This is a genomic window from Pseudomonas sp. B21-056 (assembly GCF_026016325.1).
Taxonomy (GTDB): domain Bacteria; phylum Pseudomonadota; class Gammaproteobacteria; order Pseudomonadales; family Pseudomonadaceae; genus Aquipseudomonas.
Map to the genome: position 1 here is coordinate 5,066,279 of NZ_CP087203.1, position 22,239 is coordinate 5,088,517.

Annotated in this window: 10 protein-coding genes; 6 read left to right on the forward strand and 4 right to left on the reverse strand. The window is 62.3% G+C overall.

Annotation, left to right across the window (positions count from 1 at the left end):
- Window positions 1-74: 74 nt before the first annotated feature.
- The 3 genes from ltrA to LOY67_RS22030 form a co-directional block, all read right to left on the reverse strand.
- Window positions 75-1,307, reverse strand: a complete 1,233-nt coding sequence (gene ltrA, locus LOY67_RS22020) for a group II intron reverse transcriptase/maturase (RefSeq protein WP_265064420.1) — start codon at window positions 1,305-1,307, stop codon at window positions 75-77.
- Between the two features lie 710 nt (window positions 1,308-2,017).
- Window positions 2,018-2,965, reverse strand: coding sequence for an iron-sulfur-binding ferredoxin reductase (locus LOY67_RS22025; RefSeq protein WP_265064421.1), 948 nt, complete (start codon window positions 2,963-2,965; stop codon window positions 2,018-2,020).
- On the reverse strand, window positions 2,958-4,064 hold the full coding sequence (locus LOY67_RS22030) for a sensor domain-containing diguanylate cyclase (protein ID WP_265064422.1): 1,107 nt from the start codon (window positions 4,062-4,064) through the stop codon (window positions 2,958-2,960). The genes LOY67_RS22025 and LOY67_RS22030 overlap by 8 nt, the downstream gene beginning before the upstream one ends.
- A 484-nt stretch (window positions 4,065-4,548) precedes the next feature.
- Here LOY67_RS22030 and LOY67_RS22035 point away from each other — a divergent pair, with 484 nt between their 5' ends.
- The 3 genes from LOY67_RS22035 to LOY67_RS22045 all read left to right on the forward strand — a co-directional run bounded on the left by LOY67_RS22035 (window position 4,549) and on the right by LOY67_RS22045 (window position 13,525).
- Complete coding sequence (locus tag LOY67_RS22035) at window positions 4,549-6,072, forward strand: fumarate hydratase (protein ID WP_265064423.1); 1,524 nt, start codon at window positions 4,549-4,551, stop codon at window positions 6,070-6,072.
- 197 nt (window positions 6,073-6,269) lie between these two features.
- A complete protein-coding gene (locus tag LOY67_RS22040; protein WP_265064424.1) occupies window positions 6,270-10,727 on the forward strand; it encodes a SpvB/TcaC N-terminal domain-containing protein in 4,458 nt (1,485 codons plus the stop codon).
- The gene (locus tag LOY67_RS22045; protein WP_265064425.1) at window positions 10,724-13,525 is read left to right on the forward strand and encodes an RHS repeat domain-containing protein; all 2,802 of its coding nucleotides are present in this window, start codon (window positions 10,724-10,726) and stop codon (window positions 13,523-13,525) included. The genes LOY67_RS22040 and LOY67_RS22045 overlap by 4 nt, the downstream gene beginning before the upstream one ends.
- A gap of 224 nt (window positions 13,526-13,749) precedes the next feature.
- On the opposite strand, the gene LOY67_RS22050 is transcribed toward LOY67_RS22045, so the two are convergent.
- Window positions 13,750-17,094 carry an NEL-type E3 ubiquitin ligase domain-containing protein gene (locus tag LOY67_RS22050; protein WP_265064426.1) on the reverse strand — a complete coding sequence of 1,115 codons (3,345 nt, stop codon included), beginning with the start codon at window positions 17,092-17,094 and terminating at the stop codon, window positions 13,750-13,752.
- 365 nt (window positions 17,095-17,459) lie between these two features.
- Between LOY67_RS22050 and LOY67_RS22055 the strand changes: the two genes are divergently transcribed.
- The 3 genes from LOY67_RS22055 (at window position 17,460) to LOY67_RS22065 (ending at window position 22,161) form a co-directional block, all read left to right on the forward strand.
- Window positions 17,460-19,226, forward strand: a complete 1,767-nt coding sequence (locus tag LOY67_RS22055; RefSeq protein WP_265064427.1) for a sensor histidine kinase — start codon at window positions 17,460-17,462, stop codon at window positions 19,224-19,226.
- A complete protein-coding gene (locus tag LOY67_RS22060) occupies window positions 19,219-20,553 on the forward strand; it encodes a sigma-54-dependent transcriptional regulator (RefSeq protein ID WP_265064428.1) in 1,335 nt (444 codons plus the stop codon). Before LOY67_RS22055 ends, LOY67_RS22060 begins: the two co-directional genes overlap by 8 nt.
- A 288-nt stretch (window positions 20,554-20,841) precedes the next feature.
- Window positions 20,842-22,161, forward strand: coding sequence for an MFS transporter (locus LOY67_RS22065; RefSeq protein WP_265064429.1), 1,320 nt, complete (start codon window positions 20,842-20,844; stop codon window positions 22,159-22,161).
- The last annotated feature ends 78 nt before the right edge of the window (window positions 22,162-22,239 follow it).

Below are 22,239 nucleotides of genomic sequence, written 5' to 3' on the forward strand. Positions count from 1 at the left end.
GGCAACAAGCTGGTGCTCGTTGCCCCTCCCACACCACCGGACGTGCGGTTTTCCGCATCCGGCGGTTGAACAGCTCAGCAAACTGCTGAGGCGAAGTCCTGTGGCGTCCACAGTCCCCAACGTTGCATTACCTTCAGACTCATCGCCTGATGCATCACCGGGTGGCGCGCCGCTCGCCAGGAACCGTCGTGAAAACTCACTCGCGTAAGCTGGCGATTTGAGATACCAAGTCCGCGCAGTTTGCGTATTCGACCCTCACGACTGTGCCAGCGTTGCCAGAAACATTTGCGCATATGTCGGCGGGTCCATTGAGATAACCCTTTGAAGTCGTCCTTCACCCAACGGAAGTATTCGTACCAGCCTCGGACGTAATCCCCCCATTGAGCGATAAGCTCAGTGCTCGTCAGGCTTTGCCTGGCCGACCAAAGCTCGCGGACCTTCTTGCGGTATTTCTTCACCGTCTTGCCCGACAGCTGCCCATTCCCTTGTTCGTCGATGTTGTAGCCAAGGAAGTCGCGATCCCAAGGACGGCCCGTTCCACTTTTGCTGGCGCTCACCTTAAGCTTGAGGTGTTTCTCTATCCAAGCCGTCACACTCTTCAGCACACGGTCCGCGCTGCGTTCGCTGGTGACGTAAATCATCAGGTCGTCAGCGTAGCGGCAGAAACTCAGCCCTCGGGCCTCCAACTCTTTATCCAGTGCATCCAGATAGAGATTGGCAAGCAGCGGACTTATCGGTCCCCCTTGTGGCGTTCCTGCCGTCCTTTTGACCCGCTGGCCGTCCAACAACATATCCGCTCGAAGCGTCTGACCCAGATACCTCATCAGCCGCTTGTCATGGACATCCTGGGATATGAGGCTCATCAGCCTGTCGTGGTTGACCTGATCGAAGAAGGCTTCGATGTCGATATCAACAACCCACGTCTTGCCTTCCAGAACAAAAGCTTTGGCCGCTCGTATGGCATCGAGATTGCTCCGGCCGGGCCGAAAACCGTAACTGTGTTCGCTGAACCTTACATCCCACAGTTGAGTCAGGAGCTGTTGAACTGATTGCTGGATCAAGCGATCCTGCGTATTCGCTATGCCCAACAGCCGCTCCCCGCCTTGCGGCTTGGGGATCCTGAGGCCTTTGATCGGTCCCGGTTTGTAGGTCCCATCCAAAAGCTTGCCCTTGATGGCCGGCCAATGCGCTTGCAGGTGCGCCTCAAGCTCTTCGGTAGTGATTCCGTCGACCCCTGGCGCACCCTTGTTCGACCGGACCTTCTTGAGCGCTCGGTGCATATTCTCCTTTTCGACGATCGTTTCCATGCAGATTTCGCTAAACACGTCTCTAATCCTGTTCCGTCTGCCTACTGACTCGCCCCCTCCTTGCATGTGTTGATCGAGGTCCACTCGACTTCTCCATGCCTGGCCATCCCGCTACATGCCACATGGCATTTCCGGGTGCAGTTTCAAAGGGCTCTCGCTTTGTAGGCAGTAGTCTATGGTGAGTGTTTCTGTTCTTCAGCCCTTCGTTCCAGATCCATTACGATCCTTCTTCACTACTACGGCTTCTGCTGACTTCTCGTGGGCTACGCCCACGAGATCTCCCCGGGTAAGGTGCCAAAACCTTCGGCTCGGGCCGCCAAGCTCTACCTGATGCGTCTTTCGGTGACCGTTGGATTTCGTGGCTCCCAGCACACTTATCGCCCGCATCCGGCCTCACTGCTTGTTCGTGTTCCTGCGGTCGCGCCTTTGCTACACGCTTCTTTCAGGATGGCCTCGCGGTTTCCCCCTTGCGTTTCACTACAGTTCTTGTCACTCATTCTGGTCACCACTTCTCAGGTGACTGGCTTTGGCCCATGCCGGGCACACTGGGAGCGAGCTTGCTCGCGATAGCGGTGGCTCAGCTTGTATCAATGATGAATGTACTGCCGCCATCGCGAGCAAGCTCGGCTCCCACAGGTCTAGTGGTGTATGTAAATACTGCGTACACCGCAGATCCATGTGGGAGCGAGCCTGCTCGCGATGGCGGTGGCTCAGCCTGCGCCGCCCTCGCGGGTAAGGAAGACATCCGCCAGCAACTGATTACGCGGCAGGCCGGCCAGGTAGAGGCGTTTGGCGAAGGCTTCGACCCGCTCGGGGTGGCCGCAGGCCAGGGCCTGGGTTTGTCGCGAGGCCAGCCGAAGTTGCGCCAGGGCTGAAGGTGCCTCGGTCGATGTCAGCAGTTCGACCGTGAGGTTGGGATACTTGGCCGCCAGCGCCGCCAGGGGTTTGCCCAGGTAATGCCCGCTGGCGTCATGGGCAACATGCATGAGGTGAATCGCCCCCTGATGCTGCTGGCGCAGGGCTTCGCGCAGGATGCCGAACAACGGCCCCAGCCCGGTACCGGCGGCCAGCAGCCACAGCGGCCGGTCGTGCCAGGCGGAATCGTAATGCAGCGCCCCGCCGCGCAGCTCACCCAGACGGATGGGATCGCCCACGTTCAGGGATCGAGCCCTGTCGATAAATTGCCCGGGCTGACGGCAATCGAGGTGAAACTCCAGGAAGCGATCTTCCTCCGGCAGGCTCGCCAGGGAATAGGGCCGGGCGACGTCGCCGAGCCACAGCACCAGGTGTTGTCCGGCCTGGTAACGCAGCGCCCGCTCAGGCGTGACGCGCAACCGCAGCACGTCGGGGCCCAGCCAGTCCACCGCCGCCACCCGGGCCGCCTGACCGTCGCGTTGCGGATCGAAGGTGTGGATCTGCACATCCTCGACCACCTGGCATTGGCAGGCCAGCCGCCAGCCCTGGTCGCGCTGTGCCGGGCTCAAGGCATCGGGCCGACCATCGCGCACATCGCCGCCTGTGCATTGCACCAGGCAGGCATGGCAACTGCCGGCGCGGCAACTGTAGGGCACCGGTACGCCGGACTGATTCAGCGCGTCCAGCAGATTGCTGCCCGGCGCGACCGTCCATTGCCGGCCGGCGACCGTCAGTTCAGGCATCGACATTCTCCCAGGCGGCGGCACACCGATTACGGCCGTCTCGCTTGGCACGGTACAAGGCCTGGTCGGCACGTTGCAATGCGTTGTCCAGGTCATCGTCCATTTCCAACAGCGTCATGCCCGCCGACAGGCTGAGGACCCCTACCCGCAAGCCGGTCAACTCGACGGCGGCAAACGCCAGCCGCAGCCGCTCGCAACAGGCCGTTAGCCGCGCAGGGTCGCAGGCGGGCAGGAGCATGACGAACTCTTCGCCACCATAGCGCGCCAGCACGTCGCCTTCGCGCAGGCAGGCCGTGGCGACGCTGGCGAAAGCCTGGAGCACCTGGTCGCCGGCCGCGTGGCCGTGCAGGTCGTTGATGCGTTTGAAATGGTCGAGATCGATCAAGGCCAGGCCATGGGCCATATCGGGCTTGAGCGTGTTGAGTTCACGGGACGCCAGCCGCAGGAAGTGCCGGCGATTGAACAGGCCGGTCAACTCATCGGTCGCCACCAGGTCTTCGAGCTGGCGCATCATCCCGCGCAGGGTGTCCTGGTGCGCCTGCAGGGCAAACCGCCGTTGGCGCATGCGCTGGCGCGAGGTCTGGACATAGCGGGCATACAGCACCAGCCACACCAGCACGATAAACAGCACGCACACCTGCAAGCCGGCCAGGGTGGGGTCGGAAAGCCGGAAGAACCAGGCGTCCCACAGGATGATGCCAGTGAAACTGAAGAACACCAGCATCGCGCAGCGTACGAAAGCCCGGCGGGACAGGTGAAACAGCCCGAACAGCAGGATCAGCACATAGAACACCAGGAACAGGCCCCGGGCCTGGTCCAGGTGCCCCATCATCCAGGTCTGCCAGCCCAGGCCGATCAGTACTTGCACTTCGGTGAGGCTGGGGTCGGCGAAACGCAGGTTGCGGCCACTGATAAACACGGCGAACAAGGTGCCCTGGCACAGCACCACCAAGGCGCTGCCGATGATGACGCCGCGTAACGAGTCGAGGTAATGCCCACTGAAAAATGCCAGCCACAACAACACCAGCGCCAGCGCGTAGGTCGCGGCCGCCAGGGCGAAGCGTTTGAGCAGGAGACGTTGAATGGCGTTATGGGTCAATCGTTGACTCACCATGGGAAAGGAAACTGACAGGAGGCGTCCTACGCTACAGGCCAGCCGCCACTTTAGTGGCGTGTAGGACAAATGACCATTCAATTCTGGAGCAGAAAAATGGCGTCAAAGCAATGGCCCAGATTGACGCAGCATCTGCGCTTGATGCTTGGCCCCTGTGGCGAGGGGATTTATCCCCGCTGGGCTGCGAAGCAGACCTAAAAGCTGCCGCTGCGGTGTGTCAGGTTAATGAGCATCTATCATTTAGGGCCGCTTCGCGCCCCAGCGGGGATAAATCCCCTCGCCACAGATAAATCCCCTCGCCACAAAGGCAGCTCGCTCCCACAGGGTGCCCGCCTGCGATATACTGCCGCGCCTTTTTAGCGTCGCGCCAGCATGCCCGGCGTGTCTTAAGAGGTGCCGCCCGTCGACCGATGCACCCAAACGAGCGGTACCTTATTGAATGTTCCCGTCTTAGAGAGGAGCGCGACTCATGACCGTGATCAAGCAAGACGACCTGATTCAGAGCGTTGCCGACGCCCTGCAGTTCATTTCCTACTACCACCCCGTGGATTTCATCCAGGCGATGCACGAAGCCTACCTGCGCGAAGAATCGCCGGCGGCCCGTGACTCCATGGCGCAGATCCTGATCAACTCGCGCATGTGCGCCACCGGCCATCGGCCGATCTGCCAGGACACCGGCATCGTGACCGTGTTCGTGCGGGTGGGCATGGACGTGCGCTGGGACGGCGCGACCATGAGCCTGGACGACATGATCAACGAGGGCGTGCGTCGCGCCTACAACCTGCCGGAAAACGTCCTGCGCGCCTCCATCCTCGCCGACCCGGCGGGTGCGCGCAAAAACACCAAGGACAACACCCCGGCGGTCATCCACTACTCCATCGTCCCGGGCAACACCGTGGAAGTGGACGTGGCGGCCAAGGGCGGCGGTTCCGAGAACAAGTCGAAAATGGCCATGCTCAACCCGTCCGACTCGATCGTCGACTGGGTGCTCAAGACCGTTCCGACCATGGGCGCCGGCTGGTGCCCACCGGGCATGCTCGGCATCGGCATCGGCGGCACCGCCGAGAAAGCCGCGGTCATGGCGAAAGAAGTGTTGATGGAATCCATCGACATCCACGAGCTCAAGACCCGTGGCCCGCAGAACCGTATCGAAGAGATGCGCCTGGAGCTGTTCGAGAAGGTCAACCAACTGGGCATCGGCGCCCAGGGCCTGGGTGGCCTGACCACCGTGCTCGACGTGAAGATCATGGACTACCCGACCCACGCCGCCTCCCTGCCGGTGTGCATGATCCCCAACTGCGCCGCCACCCGCCACGCCCACTTCGTGCTGGACGGTAGCGGCCCGGCAGAGCTGGAAGCGCCACCGCTGGACGCCTACCCGGAAATCGTCTGGGAAGCCGGCCCGTCGGCCCGTCGCGTGAACCTCGACACCCTCACCCCGGAAGAAGTGCAGAGCTGGAAGCCGGGCGAAACCGTGCTGCTCAACGGCAAGATGCTCACCGGTCGCGACGCGGCGCACAAGCGCATGGTCGAGATGCTGAACAAAGGTGAAACCCTGCCGGTGGACCTCAAGGGTCGCTTCATCTATTACGTCGGCCCGGTCGACCCGGTCGGCGACGAAGTGGTTGGCCCGGCCGGCCCGACCACCGCCACGCGGATGGACAAGTTCACCCGCCAGATCCTCGAGCAGACCGGCCTGCTGGGCATGATCGGCAAATCCGAGCGCGGCCCGACCGCTATCGAAGCGATCAAGGACAACAAGGCCGTCTACCTGATGGCCGTCGGCGGCGCCGCGTACCTGGTGGCTCAGGCGATCCGCAAGTCCAAAGTCCTGGCATTCGCCGAACTGGGCATGGAAGCGATCTACGAGTTCGAGGTCAAGGACATGCCCGTGACCGTTGCGGTCGACAGCCAGGGCGAGTCGGTGCACATCACCGGCCCGGCCATCTGGCAGAAGAAGATCAGTGACAGCCTGGCGGTAGAAGTGCAGTAACCCGCACCTTCGCACCGTAAAAAAGGCCGGTGGGCGACAAGCCCACCGGCCTTTTTTTATTGCGTGCAGGAATGCCTACCACTTATCGGCCTGCTCGCGCACCTGTCGGATCTGACAGGTTACCCATCGTTCATCTCTTGGCATTCTCATGTTCAGCCGGGTATCCCCTGATATTGCCTAACAAGAAGATTCTCTCGATGGCAGAACAAACGCCCCTCCAAATTGTGACCCCCACCATTGCCAACAGCGCATCCATTACCACAATGGGCAGCCGGATCGGCCCAGTCGGCACGCGAGGGGCAGCCTCTTTCGAACTGCCATTGCCTCTTTCCAGCGCCCGCCACCTGACACCGACCCTGGCGCTGCACTACAACAGCCAGGGCGGCAACGGCACCTTCGGAATCGGCATGCAGTTGTCCATCGCCCGCATCACCCGCCGCACCAGCGAAGGCGTACCCCACTATGGCGATGATGACGTGATGATCGATGCCGACGGGGTCGAGCGCTGGCCCGAGTTCAACGACGGCATGCCGGTCATTCGCACGCTGGCGGGTCCCGGTAGCCGGGCCTGTTCAGTGGTGCGTTATTACCCCAGGACCGAAAGTGCATTCGATGTGTATGAGCTCTGGAGCCCCGACAACGGCCAGGCACCGTTCTGGCGGGTCCAGGGCAGCAACGGCCATTTGTATTGCTACGGCAACAGCGAAGCGTCGCGCATCGCCGACCCCACCCCTGGCACCGATTCACAACAGCCGGCCCGCATTGCCGCATGGTTGTTGCTCGAAACGCTCAGCCCGTCAGGCGAGCACATCTTCTATGAATACGCAGTCGATCCCGGCCCGTTTGACGGCCCCCACGACTATCGCGCCCAGCGCTACCTGCGGCGGGTGTGCTACGGCAATGCCACGGCCAGCGAAACCTTCTACTGCTTCGAAGAGGATGACCCGGCAAGCAAGCGCTGGCATTTTCACCTGCTGTTCGACTATGGGCAGCGCACCCTCGACCTTGCGCGCAAACCAGTCTGGCACGTCCCCAAAGGGGTGCCATGGCCACTGCGCAGCGACCCGATCCATGCCTACCGGTACGGTTTCGAAATCGGCACGCGGCACCTCTGCCAACAGGTGCTGATGTTCCACCACTTCCCCGCCGAAGCGGGCACCGAACCTGCGCTGGTCGCGCGGGTGCTGCTGGAGTACACCGCCACCGCACTGGGTTACAACCTGCTGACCGCCGCCCATTATCAAACCTGGGACGCTGAGAACCGGGTCGAATGCCGCCCTCCCGTCGAACTGCACTACAACGGTTTCGACCTCAACCTGACGCCCGAAACGTTCCTTGAGCAGCAGACGATGCCCGCTATTGAAGACGGCGCGCGGTACCACTGCGTCGACCTGTATGGCGAGGGAGTCCCGGGTTTTCTGTGCCGCTACACCGATGGCTGGTATTACCGCGAGCCGGAACGCGGCGATACCGACGCCAAAATCGCTTACGGCCCATGGTCACGCCTTTTGAGCATGCCTGTGGCCGCCGACACCCCGGCGGTGTTGCAGGTGCTGACCGACCTGACCGGCAGAGGCCGCCTCAACTGGCTCATCGTCCAGCCAGGCATGAGTGGTTTCTATACCCTCAACCCGGACCGTAGCTGGTCCACCTTCACCGACTTCAAGCGCTTCCCGACAGAGTTCCTCCACCCGGCCGCGCAACTGGCAGACCTCAACGGCGACGGTCTGCGTTCCCTGGCCATGATCGGCCCACGGAGCGTGCGGCTGTACGCCAACCTCCGCGAGCAAGGATTTGCCCCAGGCGTGGAGGCGCCCCATGAACCGGACAGCGCCCTGCCCTTGTTCAGTGACCTGCGCAGCGAGCTGGTGATGTTCGGCAACTTGCTGGGCAGCGACAGCACCGAGCTGTGCCGTATCCGCTGCGACGAAATCAAGTGCTGGCCGAGCCTGGGCCATGGGCGTTTCGGCGAAGGCTTCGTGATGAGCGCCCTGCCCTTCGATTACGCCGGGTTCGATGCCGACCGCGTCCGCATCGCCGACCTGGACGGGTCCGGGGCTCCCGCGTTGATCTACCTCGACAGCGATTGCTTCAAGATTTACCTCAACCGCGGCGGCAATGGCCTGGAGCAGACGCCCATCGAGGTGCCATGGCCCGACGGCGTGCGGTACGACAATCTGTGCCAGGTCACGCTGGCCGACCTGCAAGGCCTGGGGTGCGCCAGCCTGATCCTGAGCAAACCGCACATGACACCGGACATGAAGCCCGGGCATTGGCGCTATGACTTCGTCGCGACCCGTCCTTATCTGCTCAACGCCATGAACAACAACATGGGCTGCAGCAGCACCTTGACCTATCGCAGCAGTGCGCAGTACTGGCTGGATGAAAAACAGCAACGCGTGGCCAGCCGGGAACCACTGACCTGTTACCTGCCCCTGGCCCTGCCGCTGGTGGCGCGGCAACAACAACTGGACGAGATCACCGGCAACTGCCTGACTCAACGCTTCACCTACTTCGAAGGCGACTATGACGGCCACCATCGTGAGTTCCGGGGTTTCGGCCGGTTGTACCAGTTCGACAGCGAAGTGCCGCAGAGCCAGATGGAAACCGGTTTCACCGCGCCGGCGCTGATCAAGACCTGGTTCCACACCGGCCGCACCGTCGACCAGCCCCTCAAGGACTGCTTTGAGGGCGACACCGACGCGGTGCCGTTGGGCCCGACGTTGCTGACCCGGTTCCATGAAGGCGACGAGGCCAACGAGATCATCACTCCCGACCCGGACACCGCGCGGGAGATGGCCTATGCCCTGGGCGGCCATGTGTTGCGCACGGAAGCCCATCCCGCCGAACCGACCGACACGACCGGGCCTTACACCGTGACCCAACAGCGCTACCTGCTGCGCCATCCCCATGTCCATCACAAGAGCCTGCTGGTACTGGAGCTGGAAACGATCACCTATCAATACGACGGTTTTATCAACGACCCGCAAATCCAGCATGGCCTCAACCTGAAGTGGAACCAGTTCGGCGCGCTTATCCACGGTTTCGTCGTCCACTACGCCCGGCGCCTCACAGCCCTCGACCCACCGCCCTTCGAAGATGAGGTCGAGAACGGCTGGTGGCGCGACGCCCATGATGACCAGCAACAGATGTTCCACATCATCGAGAGACGCGCCGAGCACCTGCACCTGATCGATGACGACAGGCTGCGCCAGCGACTCAGTCTGCCGTGGCGCTCCAGGGCCAACGGGTTGCAACGTCCCAAAGGTGAACTGCCGCTGGGGCTCGATCCCCGGCACATCCGCTATGAAACCTTCCTTGAGCATCAGGACTCCCCGCAATGGGACGCCGCCCGGCAATTGATCGCGCTTCAGGAACAGAACTATCTGGTGGACGAGCGCGACGACATTGCCTTCCAGGCCTTGCGCGGCCCGCTGGAGATGGCCGAGTTCGACAAGCATGCACTGCAAGCCTACGACGACCTGCCACCACCCTTCGACATTCGCGAGCAGTTGGAAAGCATCGGCTTTGAACCCATGCTGCTGTTCCTGCCGGAGGATACGGATGAGGACGACCGCGAAAATCTCTGGTCCAGGAAAATCGGGTTTGCCACCTACGAACCTCTTGAGGGCTTCTTCCAACTGACGACCCTGCAGGAAACCCAAAGCCACGGGGTGACCACCGTCGAACACGACGCCTACCACTTGATGACCACCGCCGTGACCTTGCCGGACGGCTGCACGACGCGGGTCGAGTACGATTACCGGGCATTGCTGCCGCGCCAGATCATCGATGCCAATGACAATCTCCAGCAGGCCCTGTACGGCCCGGCGGGCGTTCCGCTGGGCGTGACCTTTCATGGCACCGAGAGCGGCGCGCAGGCGGGCTTCGACGACATCGCCACCTACCAGCCGCCCGCGGATCTGACGCCGGGCAATGCCATCGACCATCCTGAAGACACCCTGGGCCGGATCGCCAGTGCCGTGCGCACCGACACCCTCAGTTGGATGGGGTCGATCGATCTCGCCCTGGTCCTTTCCACCCAGCGCGACGAGTGGGTCAGCGCGCGCTACCTGTTGCCCGACGGCCATGTCCGCGCCTCGGCGCGCACGCGCCTGGCACAGCTGACCGAACGCAGCGCCGCCCAGGAACTCCTGTGGGTGCTGATACAGGTCGCCACCCGGGAGCCGGTCCACAGCGTCGTGCTGAGCGCCGATCGTTACCCCGACGATCCGTTGCAACAGATCCGCATCGCCGTCAGTGCCGTCGACGGATTCGGCCGTGCCCTGCAAAGCAAACAGCGGGTCGATGCCGGGCAAGCCTATGCCGTGGCCGCAGACGGTTCGCTGGTGTTACAGAACGGGCAGCCGCTCCAGCACCTGGCCGAACAGCGCTGGCGCGTGAGCGAACGGGTCGAATACGACAACAAGGGCTTGGTCACCCGGGTCTATCGGCCGTACTTCGCCGATGCCTGGCGCTACATCAACGACGCCTCGCTGCGCGTGCACGGTTATCACGACCAGCAGTTCTACGATCCGCCGGGACGCCTGGTCAAGGTCATCAATGCCAAGGGGCACGAGGCCTGGCAGGTCTATCATCCCTGGTACCAATGCGCCCACGACTATAACGACACGGATCCGGAGCCTGCCCAGTGAACGGCCAGCCCCATGCAAACACGCCCGTGCTGGCGGTGTTCGATGGGCGAGCCGGGCCCGTCCGACGCGTGGACTACCTGCGCGGCTCAGCCGGCGATGAGACACAGGCGCTGGTCACGGCCCAGGCGTATGACGTGGCCGGCCGTATCGTCGCCCAATGGGACCCACGACTCTACGGCACGGAAACGGCCAACCTGCTCAGTCTCTACAGCCTCTCGGGTACACCGTTGCGCACGGAAAGCGTCGACGGCGGGCTGCGCCGCGAACTCTTTGGCGTGGCCGGGCAAAAACTGCACGGGTGGGACGCTCGTCACAGCGAGCAAAAAATCGACTACGACCTGCTGCTACGGCCCACGCTCATCCGCGAGCGAACCCAGGGCCAGGCGTGGACAACCGTCGAGTACCTGCATTACGGCGACAGTTCCGTCGACAGCGCCCGACACAATCAATGTGGGCGCCTGCGCAAGCATTACGACACAGCCGGGCAGTTATCGCTGGAGGACTATTCAATGGCCGGTGCGCCATTGCATCAGTCCCGGCGCTTTCTCGAGGCGCTGGCCTCACCGGACTGGCCGCAAGACGAGGCCGGGTGCGATGCCCTGCTCGAACCCACGTGCTACGAAACCCACTGGCGCTACAGCGCCATGGCGGAGATCCTCGGCAGTACGGACGCAGGCGGTCATGCACAACACCTGGACCTGGACATCGCCGGCCAGCTCAAGGCGTGCCGCCTGCAATGGACCGGCAGCCCGACCGCCCAGCTTATCGTTGACCAGTTGCAATACACCGCCCAAGGCCAAATCCAGATGTACACCGCCGGCAACGGTGTCACGACGTCTTACAGCCACGACCCGGAAGACGGGCGCCTGAGCGAACTCAAAGCGGTCAAAGGCAACGACATTCACCAACACTTCAGTTACGGCTACGATCCGGTGGGCAACGTAACGTCCATCGTCGACCACACCCATACCCCGCGCTACCACGCCAATCAGCGGACCGAAGGGACTCGTCGGTTTACCTACGACAGCCTGTATCGACTGCAAAGCGCGACAGGCCTGGAGGCGTTTGGCGCAGGCACCCGACCCGAGCTGCCAGGGCTGGTCCCCCCGGCGGATCTTTCCTTGCGAACGCCCTACACCCAGCACTACGAATATGACCGGGGTGCAAACCTGGAGAAACTGGTCCACGGCAGCGCCGTCCCGGGACAGGCCCACACGTTGCTGTTGACCCTGGACCCGTCGAGCAATCGCTGCGTCCAATGGCGCAAAGGCGAAGCGTCTCCCGGTTTTGACCTGAGTTTCGACGCCGGCGGCAACCCGCTGAGCCTGCCCTCCTCCGGGCAACTTCTGAACTGGAACCCGCGCAACCAGCTGCAGAGCGTAACGCAGGTGCGACGCCAGGACGGCGACGACGATGCCGAACACTACGTCTACGATTTCCAGGGCTTGCGAGTGCGCAAACAGCAACGCAACCAGGCAGCTTCCGTGACTCATGTGCACGAGGTGCGTTATCTACCCGGGCTGGAAATCCGCACCCTGGACGACCGGGAAGAGCTTCACGTGTGCACCTTGCACGACCTGGGAATCAACGTGCGGGGCCTCTATTGGATCAAAGGTCGACCGGACGAGATCGAACAAGGCCAACTGCGCTACAGCCTCGAGGATCATCTGGGTTGCCTGGTGAAAGAGCTGGACCAGGACGCCCGGCTCATCAGCCACGAGGGCTATTACCCCTTCGGCGGCACCGCGTGGTGGGCGGCGGACTCTGAGGTGCAAGCCAGTCATAAAACCCTCCGTTACTCCGGCAAGGAGCGCGACGCCAGCGGGCTCTACTACTATGGGTTTCGTTACTACGCCCCGTGGATGATGCGCTGGATCAACCCGGATCCGGCGGGGCCATTGGACGGGCTGAACCTGTATGCGATGGTGGGGAACAACCCGATGAGGTTCGTGGACCCTCTCGGGTTGAACAGGAAGGATAAATTTTACGCCGTGTTCAGCGGGAGAACGGAAGAGATACTCAAAGGAGAACAGCACACGCTTCCTCCAAAAAAAGGCAAGCTGGCAGAGCAACAGGCGGCGTTGAAAAAGTTTCTCCAGGAAAACCCGGATGCCCGATACACCAAGGCCTTCAAAAAGAAAATCTCTGCCCACGCCGGCGCCATGTTCCATGACGAGGACAACCCCGAAGCCACCGTCATGCTGATGAATGTGTTCAACATCCCCCTGCCCGACAAAGGCGTGGAAGACATACCCGGGGTGACCATCCACAAACCACGGAACATTAAATTATCCAGGGACAACCTGGCGGACCTTGGCATCCTGAGAATTGACCCGGACAAGTTCCTGCCCCGCTTGGCAGACGACTACCTGGCGTTGGTCAGGACCCACGATGTGCAGGTGTATAAAGGTGAGGACCTGACCCCAACCAACCTCAGTGGGGTGGAGTACGAACAATCCCTGCCTGATCTGGTCGAGGATCTGGTCAGGCCCCATATCGAGCAGAGCGGCAACCTCATCCCGCAACTCGCCGGTATTCCCGGTCATCATGCGGAAGTCATCCTGGGAAACCTGATACGACTGTTTCCCCATGTGAAGGACAACCTTGCACACGTCACCATTGCCACCCAGAAGCTCCAGATCGTGAACAAGGCCGAAGCCTTTCCCGCCTGTTATAACTGCGCCAACATCCTGGTCGAAAGCTATAACGGAGGTGCGGGGTTCAACATCCTCACAGGACGAACGAATGTCTCCCATGACGCCTGGAAAAAAATGATCATCGACGCCTACCCGGGCTGAACGCCGAATGCTGCACTCAAGACTTGCCCAGCTCATCTGTGGCGAGGGGATTCAGCGAAACGTCGCACCGCCCCGCTGGGTCGCGGAGCGGCCCTAAATCAGCCGACTCAAATCTGCCTGATGCACCGAGTAGTCTGGTTTTGGGGCCGCTCCGCAGCCCAGCGGGGATAAATCCCCTCGCCACAGGTTCATCACTTCTTGAGTGACAGCATCAGGGCTGAACGCTATTCGCCGAGGGCCCGTCGGGTCAGGCTTCTCGATAACACCTTGCGGGCATCGGCCAGTTCGATCATCTCCCCCTCGTACTCCTGTTGCGTGATGGCCCCTGCCACTTGCCTGTCCAGCAACGCTTCAGCCTTGTTCCGGTAAGTCGCCGCATTTTCCTCGAATTGTGTTGCATAGCGTTTTTTCAGGTACTGGCGCCAGAACCGTTGTTCAATGATCTGGTTGAGCAATCCGTCGCCGGCCTCCAGCGCCAGGACCGATTGATGAGCGCGAGCGATGGCAGTGTCGTCGACGCCCGAGATCTCCTTGAAGAGCATCCCTCGTGATTGCCAGGGCAGCTCAAGCCACTCCGCCAGGCCCGTCTGGAATGCCAGGTAGACTTCCACTTCATCGATACTCCCGGTGATCTCACCGTCGTCATCCAGTGCAATGAAGGTTTCTCCCGCTTGCAACCGGGCCTGAATCGTCGCGCGGGCGATGTCGTTGACCTGATCCAGCCGGGACTTGCCCTTGGCCAACGCCAGGAGACTGGCTTGCACCTGCGCCGGATCGCCGGCCCGGTACGCTTCATGGATCATGACCTTCACCCCCATTTCATTGAACACCTGCGCCCCGGCGTCCGCGCAGGAGTCGGGATTGATCGCCATCCGAAACAGGTCCTCGCGCAGTGTCGTGTTTTCGGACACTGCGTCGAGCATTCGCCAGACCCGCGCCGTCAGTTGCCCACGAAACGCCTCTTCAACGTAATCGGCCGCTTCCGTCAATTGCTCCAGCACCTCGAAAAAACCCTGGGCGCCGGGGGTGCGCTCCAGCTCATCCCAGGTCCGCTGCCGGGCCGTGCGCAACTCATCCGCCAGGCCTTCGAGCCAATAGCGGCTGGTTTCCACGCCTTTGGGTGGATAACTGCGCGCCGGGTCGTAGCCCACCGAACGCAGGTAATCGTGAAATTGCCGAAGGCATTGCTCCGGGAGTGAGTCACGACTCAAGCGGGTGCGTGCGATCAACCGGGCCTGCTCGGAACCCGGTGCGACCTCTGGAATCCGGCTGATCGGATTGTCCTGCAGGTTCAGTTCGAAAGAGCGGGGTCGCGGGATCGCCAGCAAGCCGGCGGGCCAGTCGCTAAGCCCGGTGTTTTGCAGATCCAGGACGTTAAGTTCTGGCATGAGGCTGATATCCGGGGGCAGCGCCAGGTTCGGGTTATTGCTCAGTTTCAGCACCTCCAGGCCCATCAGGTTTTCCGTCAGCCGAGGGAGCGCCACCAGCTCGTTACGACTGAGATCCAGCGTCTTCAGGTTGGGGAAGTAACCAAGGAACCGTGTGATGTCGGTGCGCAATGCACCGTTGCGCCATTGCAGTGAATCCACATGGGGAAAACTCACTTCCAGCGCCGGGAAGTCATCGAGAAAATCGCTCGACCAGTGGTCGTCCAGATCCAGGGCATAGCCTTGGGACGACGCCTCCACGTCAGCTTGCCAGCACCGCTTGAGCGAGGAAGCCAGCTTTCCCTTGTGGTAACGCTGGTCGATGGGCAGCGTGTCGCCCCTTTCGATTGCCACCCAGTCCTTCAGGGCCTTTTCCAGCGCTTCGAACGCCAACTCACGCGTCTCGAGATTGTCCAGGGCCAGGCGTTCAGAAGCGAATGAGCCGACAAAATCACTGAGTGCCTGCTGCGAGGCCTCGGGATAGAGTGCCTTGAACCTCGACTCCAGACTCAATGCCCGCCCGGTGCCAAGCGGTCTTTCATTGATCGGCACAGGTTCAGGGGGCACGGCCTCCAGCGGCGATAGACGAAGCTGCCCGGGACGGGTTTCGACCACCTTCATGTGCTCGACGAACGCCGAAGGCCTGGCGGATCGCACGGCGCCTACCACCTTCCCGCCCGCCGCGAAGAGGCCCAACAACGCCACGTTTTCAGCCACCCCGAGCAGATGCGCGGCCGCCTCGGCCCTTTGGCCGTGGGACCAGGCGACGATGCCTTCGAACGTTTCATCGAGCAGTTGGTAGACGGTGTAGGCCAGCATCGCTTCGCCGAGCACGGGTACGAACGACACCGCCACGCAAGCGGCCATTTCCAGTGTCGTCGCGACCACACTCATGAAACTGTCCCAACGGGCCCAGCGCGACTTGAGGTCCTCATCGCCCGTTGGCACGGCAACGAAGCGGGCATCCTTGATGAGCTGGTTTCGCCACTGCTCGAACCCATGGTCCCAGATATCGTCTTTCAGCCGGTGACAGGACATCCGCAGCCTGGGATTTTTTACAGGCTGTCGCGGGGGCCGGAACAACTGCACGTCGAGTGCGGCAAAAAAAATGCCCCGTTGGGCGTGGGGCACGAAGCGGCTGAAGAACTGCTGGTAACGGGTCGAGCGCAGTCGCCCGGTCAGGTCCTCGAGGAAAGCGACGGTGGAGTTGTACTGTTTCAGAGGCTGCTCGGGGTCGTGGGGGATGTACACCGTGACCGGTTCGAGATGGTGGCTGCGTTGCAGATCGGGGCCGATCAGCACGATGCCCGTCAGCGGCGTGCCGAGCAGGTTCAGGTCATGACAGTACAGTGCCTGGCCGTGGGCACCGGCACTGCCCTTGCCATCGATCAATGCAGATAACGTTCGCTGAACATCGGGACTTACATCGCCCCTGATCTTCGCCAGCGCTACCGCCGCACGGAATGCAGCCTTGTCGCGGGTCTGAACGCATCCTTGCAGCACCGCACTGGCGACAGGCTCGCCGGGCAACAGAAAGCGCTTGAGATAAGCTTGGTATTGGCCACCGATGTCCAGCTCGCGACATAGCGCCACGAAGACCGGAATCGTGAACGCATGGCCCATCGACAGGATATCGAACTGACCATTCGTCGAAGGTCGGCTGATGAAGCGCGACGCTTCGTCGAAGTAACCCGCACGGCCCTCCTTCGCCTCGAAATTCTGCAAGGCCGCTTCCAGCAGTGAAATCGTTCTGACCTTGAACGCCACGGCCACGCCCTCGGGGACGTACAGCCTGAGGCAGGTCTGTTTGACGTCCAGCGTGAGGTTGCAGCGTTTTTTCAATGCGGCGACCAGCAACGGCTCGGCGAACCGTTCGATCGATTGGAGACGGCCGAGCATTTCCTCCAGTTTGTTGTGGGCTATCCAACTGGCCTTCAAGGCTTTTTTCAGCCCGTTGCGATCCTCCGCGCCGGCCAGGGAGAAGCCAGGGGCTATCGGCCCGGCAGCTTCTACCAACGCGGTGCGTTGCGACGATGAAAGCCCCGCCAGCCAGCCGGGCATTGACTGGCTGATCCAGGTGTCGGCGCTGGAGGGTGGTGCAGCTTGCGGTGCTTTGGGCACCAAGGTTCGAGTGTGCGTCATGTGTATCCAAGTCATCCGTGACAAGTGAATCCACAACGCTAATTGGACACCCCCCGACAAGGCCAGCCGAAACTTGTTTCCAAACAAAATCCTGCCAACCCCAAACCTTGTGGCGAGGGGATTCAGCGAAACGTCGCACCGCCCCGCTGGGTTGCGCAGCAGCCCCAAAGCAACCAACTTAATCTGCCTGACACACCCGAGTCGCCTGACTTCAGGGCTGCTTCGCAGCCCAACGGGGCGGTGCGACGTTTCGCTAAATCCCCTCGCCACAGGAATCGTGGTGTACCAGCCTGCTTGGCTTCGCTGACGCTGCCGCGGGCACCATGCTATGGTGCCCGCCCGACCTTCTTCCGGTTTGCGCCAGCATGCTGCTGACTTCCCGTACCTTGCGCCTGTCGTTGTATACCTTGCTGATCCTTGCCGGCGCCCTCGTCGCCGCTACCCTGGCGGTCCGCCATGCAGAGCGCCAGGCGCTGGAGGAAGACGCCAGCCGTGCGAACCAGCAACTGGCGTTGTACGCCAATTCCCTGCATACCTTGATCGACCGCTACCGCGCCCTGCCCGCCGTACTGGCGCTGGACCCGGAGTTGCGTTCGGCCCTGGTGGGACCGGTCAGCACGGCGCAACAGGACGTGTTGAATCGCAAGCTGGAGAAAATCAACGATGCCGCGCAGTCCTCGACCCTGGAATTGCTCGACCACACCGGCCTGGCCGTGGCGGCCAGCAACTGGCGCCTGCCCAACAGTTACGTCGGGCACAACTACGGCTTCCGGCCTTATTTCCTCCAGACCCGCACCCAGGGCACCGGGCGTTTCTACGCGGTAGGCGTGACCAGCGGCATTCCGGGTTACTTCCTGTCCAGCGCAGTGACCGGCGACAACGGCGAGTTCCTCGGGGCGATGGTGGTGAAGCTGGAGTTTCCGGAACTTGAGCGTGAATGGCGCCAGGGCAGCGACACCCTGCTGGTCAGCGACGCCCGGGGCATCGTGTTCATCGCCAACCGCCCGGGCTGGCGCTATCGCCATCTGCTGCCCCTGACCGACAGCGACCGCGCCGAGCTCAAGGCCACCCGCCAATACGACAAGCAACCACTGCAACCCTTGAGCTACGAATCGCTGCGGCGCTTTGACGACACCAGTCATCTGGCCCGGGTCGATGCCCCTGAGGGCTCGGCGGACTACCTGTGGGAATCCCTGCCACTGACGGCCGAAGGCTGGACCCTGCATTTGCTGCGTCGTCCGCAGATCGCTTTCGAAGACCGTCGCAACGCCGGGCTTGCCGCCGCCGGGTCGTGGTTGGCGCTGGTGTTTCTGCTGCTGTTCCTCAACCAGCGCTGGCGCCTGGCGAAGTTGCGTCAGCGCAGCCGCGCGGAACTCGAACGGCTGGTGGAAGAGCGCACACGGGAGTTGCGCACGGCCCAGGAAGGCCTGGTGCAGTCGGCCAAACTGGCGGCGCTGGGGCAGATGTCGGCAGCCCTGGCCCATGAAATCAACCAGCCGCTGACCGCCCAGCGCATGCAGTTGGCGACCTTGCGCCTGCTGCTCGATCACGGCCGGGTCGACGACGCCTACAAAGCACTCAAACCGGTGGATGACATGCTGACCCGCATGGCCGCCCTCACCGGCCACCTGAAAACCTTTGCCCGCAAGAGCCCCAGCGGCTTGCGCGAGCGCCTGGACCTGGCAGCGGTGGTGGATCAGGCCTTGCAACTGCTGAACACGCGCCTGCGGGATGAACAGGTCACCAGCGTGCTGAACCTGACTCGTCCGGCGTGGGTGCGTGGCGATGCGATCCGCCTCGAACAGGTGCTGATCAACCTGTTGCGCAACGCCCTCGATGCCATGGCCGGCCAGCCCGTCAAACGCCTGGACATTCGCCTGGAAGCCGATGAGCAACTGTGGCGCCTGACGGTCAGTGACAGCGGCACCGGGATCGCCGAGGAACACCTGGCCCAGGTCTTCGATCCATTCTTCACCACCAAGGCAGTCGGCGATGGCCTGGGCCTGGGGTTGGCGGTTTCGTTCGCGATCATCCATGAGTCCGGCGGGCGGCTGACGGCAGACAATCATGAAAGCGGCGCCGTATTCTGCGTGACATTGCCCATCGATCAGGAGACCCGGTTGCATGCTTGACTCAGTAATGGTCGTCGATGACGAAGGCAGCATCCGCAGCGCCGTCGAACAATGGCTGAGCCTGTCGGGTTTCCAGGTGCAGTTGTTCAGCCGTGCCGAAGAATGCCTGGCGGCGTTGCCGGCGCATTTTCCGGGGGTGATCCTGAGCGACGTGCGCATGCCCGGGCTCAGCGGACTGGAGCTGCTGGCCGAAGTGCGCCGGCGCGATGCGGACCTGCCGGTGATCCTGCTGACCGGCCACGGCGACGTGCCCATGGCCGTGGAAGCCATGCGCGACGGCGCCTACGACTTCCTGGAAAAGCCCTTCAGCCCCGAAGCTCTGCTCGGCAGCCTGCGCCGGGCCCTGGACAAGCGCGCCCTGGTGCTGGAGAACCGGCGGTTGCATGAACAGGCCGACGCCAAGGCCCGACTCGACGGGACGTTGCTGGGGGTTTCCCGGGGGCTGCAAAACCTGCGACGCCAGGTGCTGGACCTGGCAACGCTGCCGGTCAATGTGTTGATCCGTGGCGAAACCGGCAGCGGCAAGGAACTGGTCGCCCGTTGCCTGCACGACTTCGGCCCCCGGGCGAGCAAACCCTTCGTGGCGTTGAATTGCGCGGCCATCCCCGAACCGCTGTTCGAGGCCGAACTGTTCGGCCATGAAAGCGGGGCGTTCACCGGTGCCCAGGGCAAACGCATCGGCAAGCTCGAATACGCCCATGGCGGCACGCTGTTTCTCGACGAGATCGAGAGCATGCCCCTGGCCCAGCAGGTCAAGCTGCTGCGGGTCTTGCAGGAACAGAAACTCGAACGCCTGGGCTCCAACCAGAGCATCGCCGTGGACCTGCGCATCATCGCCGCGACCAAACCCGACCTGCTGGACGAAGCCCGGGCCGGACGCTTTCGCGAAGACCTGGCTTATCGCCTGAACATCGCCGAACTGCGCCTGCCGCCGTTGCGTGAACGACGCGAGGACATTCCCCTGCTGTTCGAGCACTTCACCCACAGCGCCGCCGAACGCCTGGGCCGCCCTGCCGCGCCGTTGAGCGGCCCGCAACTGAGCCATCTGCTGAGCCACGACTGGCCGGGCAACGTGCGCGAACTGGCGAACGTCGCCGAGCGCCAGTTGCTCGGGCTGGATCAATCCCATGCGCTGGAGACGGATCCCGGCCAGTCCCTCGCCGCCCAGCAGGAAGCTTTCGAAGCCCAATGCCTGCGCGCCGCCCTGACGCGACACAAGGGCGATGTGAAAGCAGTGCTCGAAGAACTGCAACTGCCACGCCGCACCTTCAACGAAAAGATGCAGCGGCATGGGTTGAGCCGGGAGATGTTTGTGCAGGACAGCTGAGGGTTGTGCTGGCTGCACTGGCCCCATCGCGAGCAGGCTCGCTCCCACAGGGGGATGTGTACACCGTTCCAATGTGGGAGCGAGCCTGCTCGCGATGAGGCCGGCACAGGCGCCGCCGAATAAGCGGATTCCCGCTCACCACCCAACCAGAATAAGCGGATTTCCGCTCACCCAACCCGACAACCCCCTCTAGACCGGCCCTGCGCCACCTGGCACAGCTCCTGCTATAGCCCAGTCAGGCTGCGTCCCAACGCGCTCCACAAAAACAATTAAACGAAGGATCCTTCAATGGATAACTCCAACGCCCTGCCCCTCGGGTCGGCCGCCGTGCCTGCCCGCGAAAGAACCACCGCCAGCCGGATCAAATCGATCTTCAGCGGTTCGGTCGGCAACATGGTCGAGTGGTACGACTGGTACGTCTACGCCGCTTTCTCGTTGTACTTCGCCAAAGTCTTCTTCCCCAAGGGCGACACCACCGCCCAGTTGCTCAACACCGCCGCGATCTTCGCCGTGGGCTTCCTGATGCGTCCGATCGGCGGATGGTTGATGGGCCTCTACGCCGACCGCGCCGGGCGCAAGCGCGCACTGATGGCCTCGGTCTACCTGATGTGCTTCGGCTCGCTGATCATCGCCCTGAGCCCCGGCTATGAAACCATCGGCGTCGGCGCACCGATCCTGCTGGTCTTCGCCCGCCTGCTCCAGGGCCTGTCGGTGGGTGGCGAGTACGGCACCTCGGCGACCTACCTGAGCGAGATGGCGACCAAGGAACGTCGTGGCTTCTTCTCCAGCTTCCAGTACGTGACCCTGATCTCCGGCCAGCTCATCGCCCTCGGCGTGCTGATCGTATTGCAGCAATTCCTCACCAGCGACCAGCTGTACGCCTGGGGCTGGCGCATTCCGTTCGCCATCGGTGCCTTGTGCGCGATCGTGGCGCTGTACCTGCGTCGCGGCATGGAAGAAACCGAGTCGTTCACCAAGAAGGAAAAGTCCAAGGAAAGCGCCATGCGCACCTTGCTGCGCCATCCGAAGGAACTGATGACCGTGGTCGGCCTGACCATGGGCGGCACCCTGGCGTTCTACACCTACACCACCTACATGCAGAAATACCTGGTGAACACCGTCGGCATGAGCATCTCCGACTCCACCACGATTTCCGCCGCCACGCTGTTCCTGTTCATGTGCCTGCAACCGGTGATCGGTGGGCTGTCGGACAAGATCGGGCGCCGGCCGATCCTGATTGCCTTCGGCATCCTGGGGACGCTGTGCACCGTACCGATCCTCACCACCCTGCACACCATCCAGACCTGGTGGGGCGCGTTCTTCCTGATCATGGCCGCGCTGATCATCGTCAGCGGCTACACCTCGATCAATGCCGTGGTGAAAGCCGAACTGTTCCCTACCGAAATCCGCGCCCTGGGTGTCGGCCTGCCGTACGCGCTGACCGTGTCGATCTTTGGCGGCACCGCTGAATACATTGCGCTGTGGTTCAAGAGCATCGGGATGGAGACTGGCTACTACTGGTACGTGACGGCGTGTATTGCCGTGTCACTGCTGGTGTATATCACCATGAAAGATACCCGCAAGCATTCGCGGATTGTGACGGACTGATAGGTGTGCTTGCAGTCACTGCAACGGTGACTGCAAGGGCCCCATCGCGAGCAGGCTCGCTCCCACATTTGATCGGCT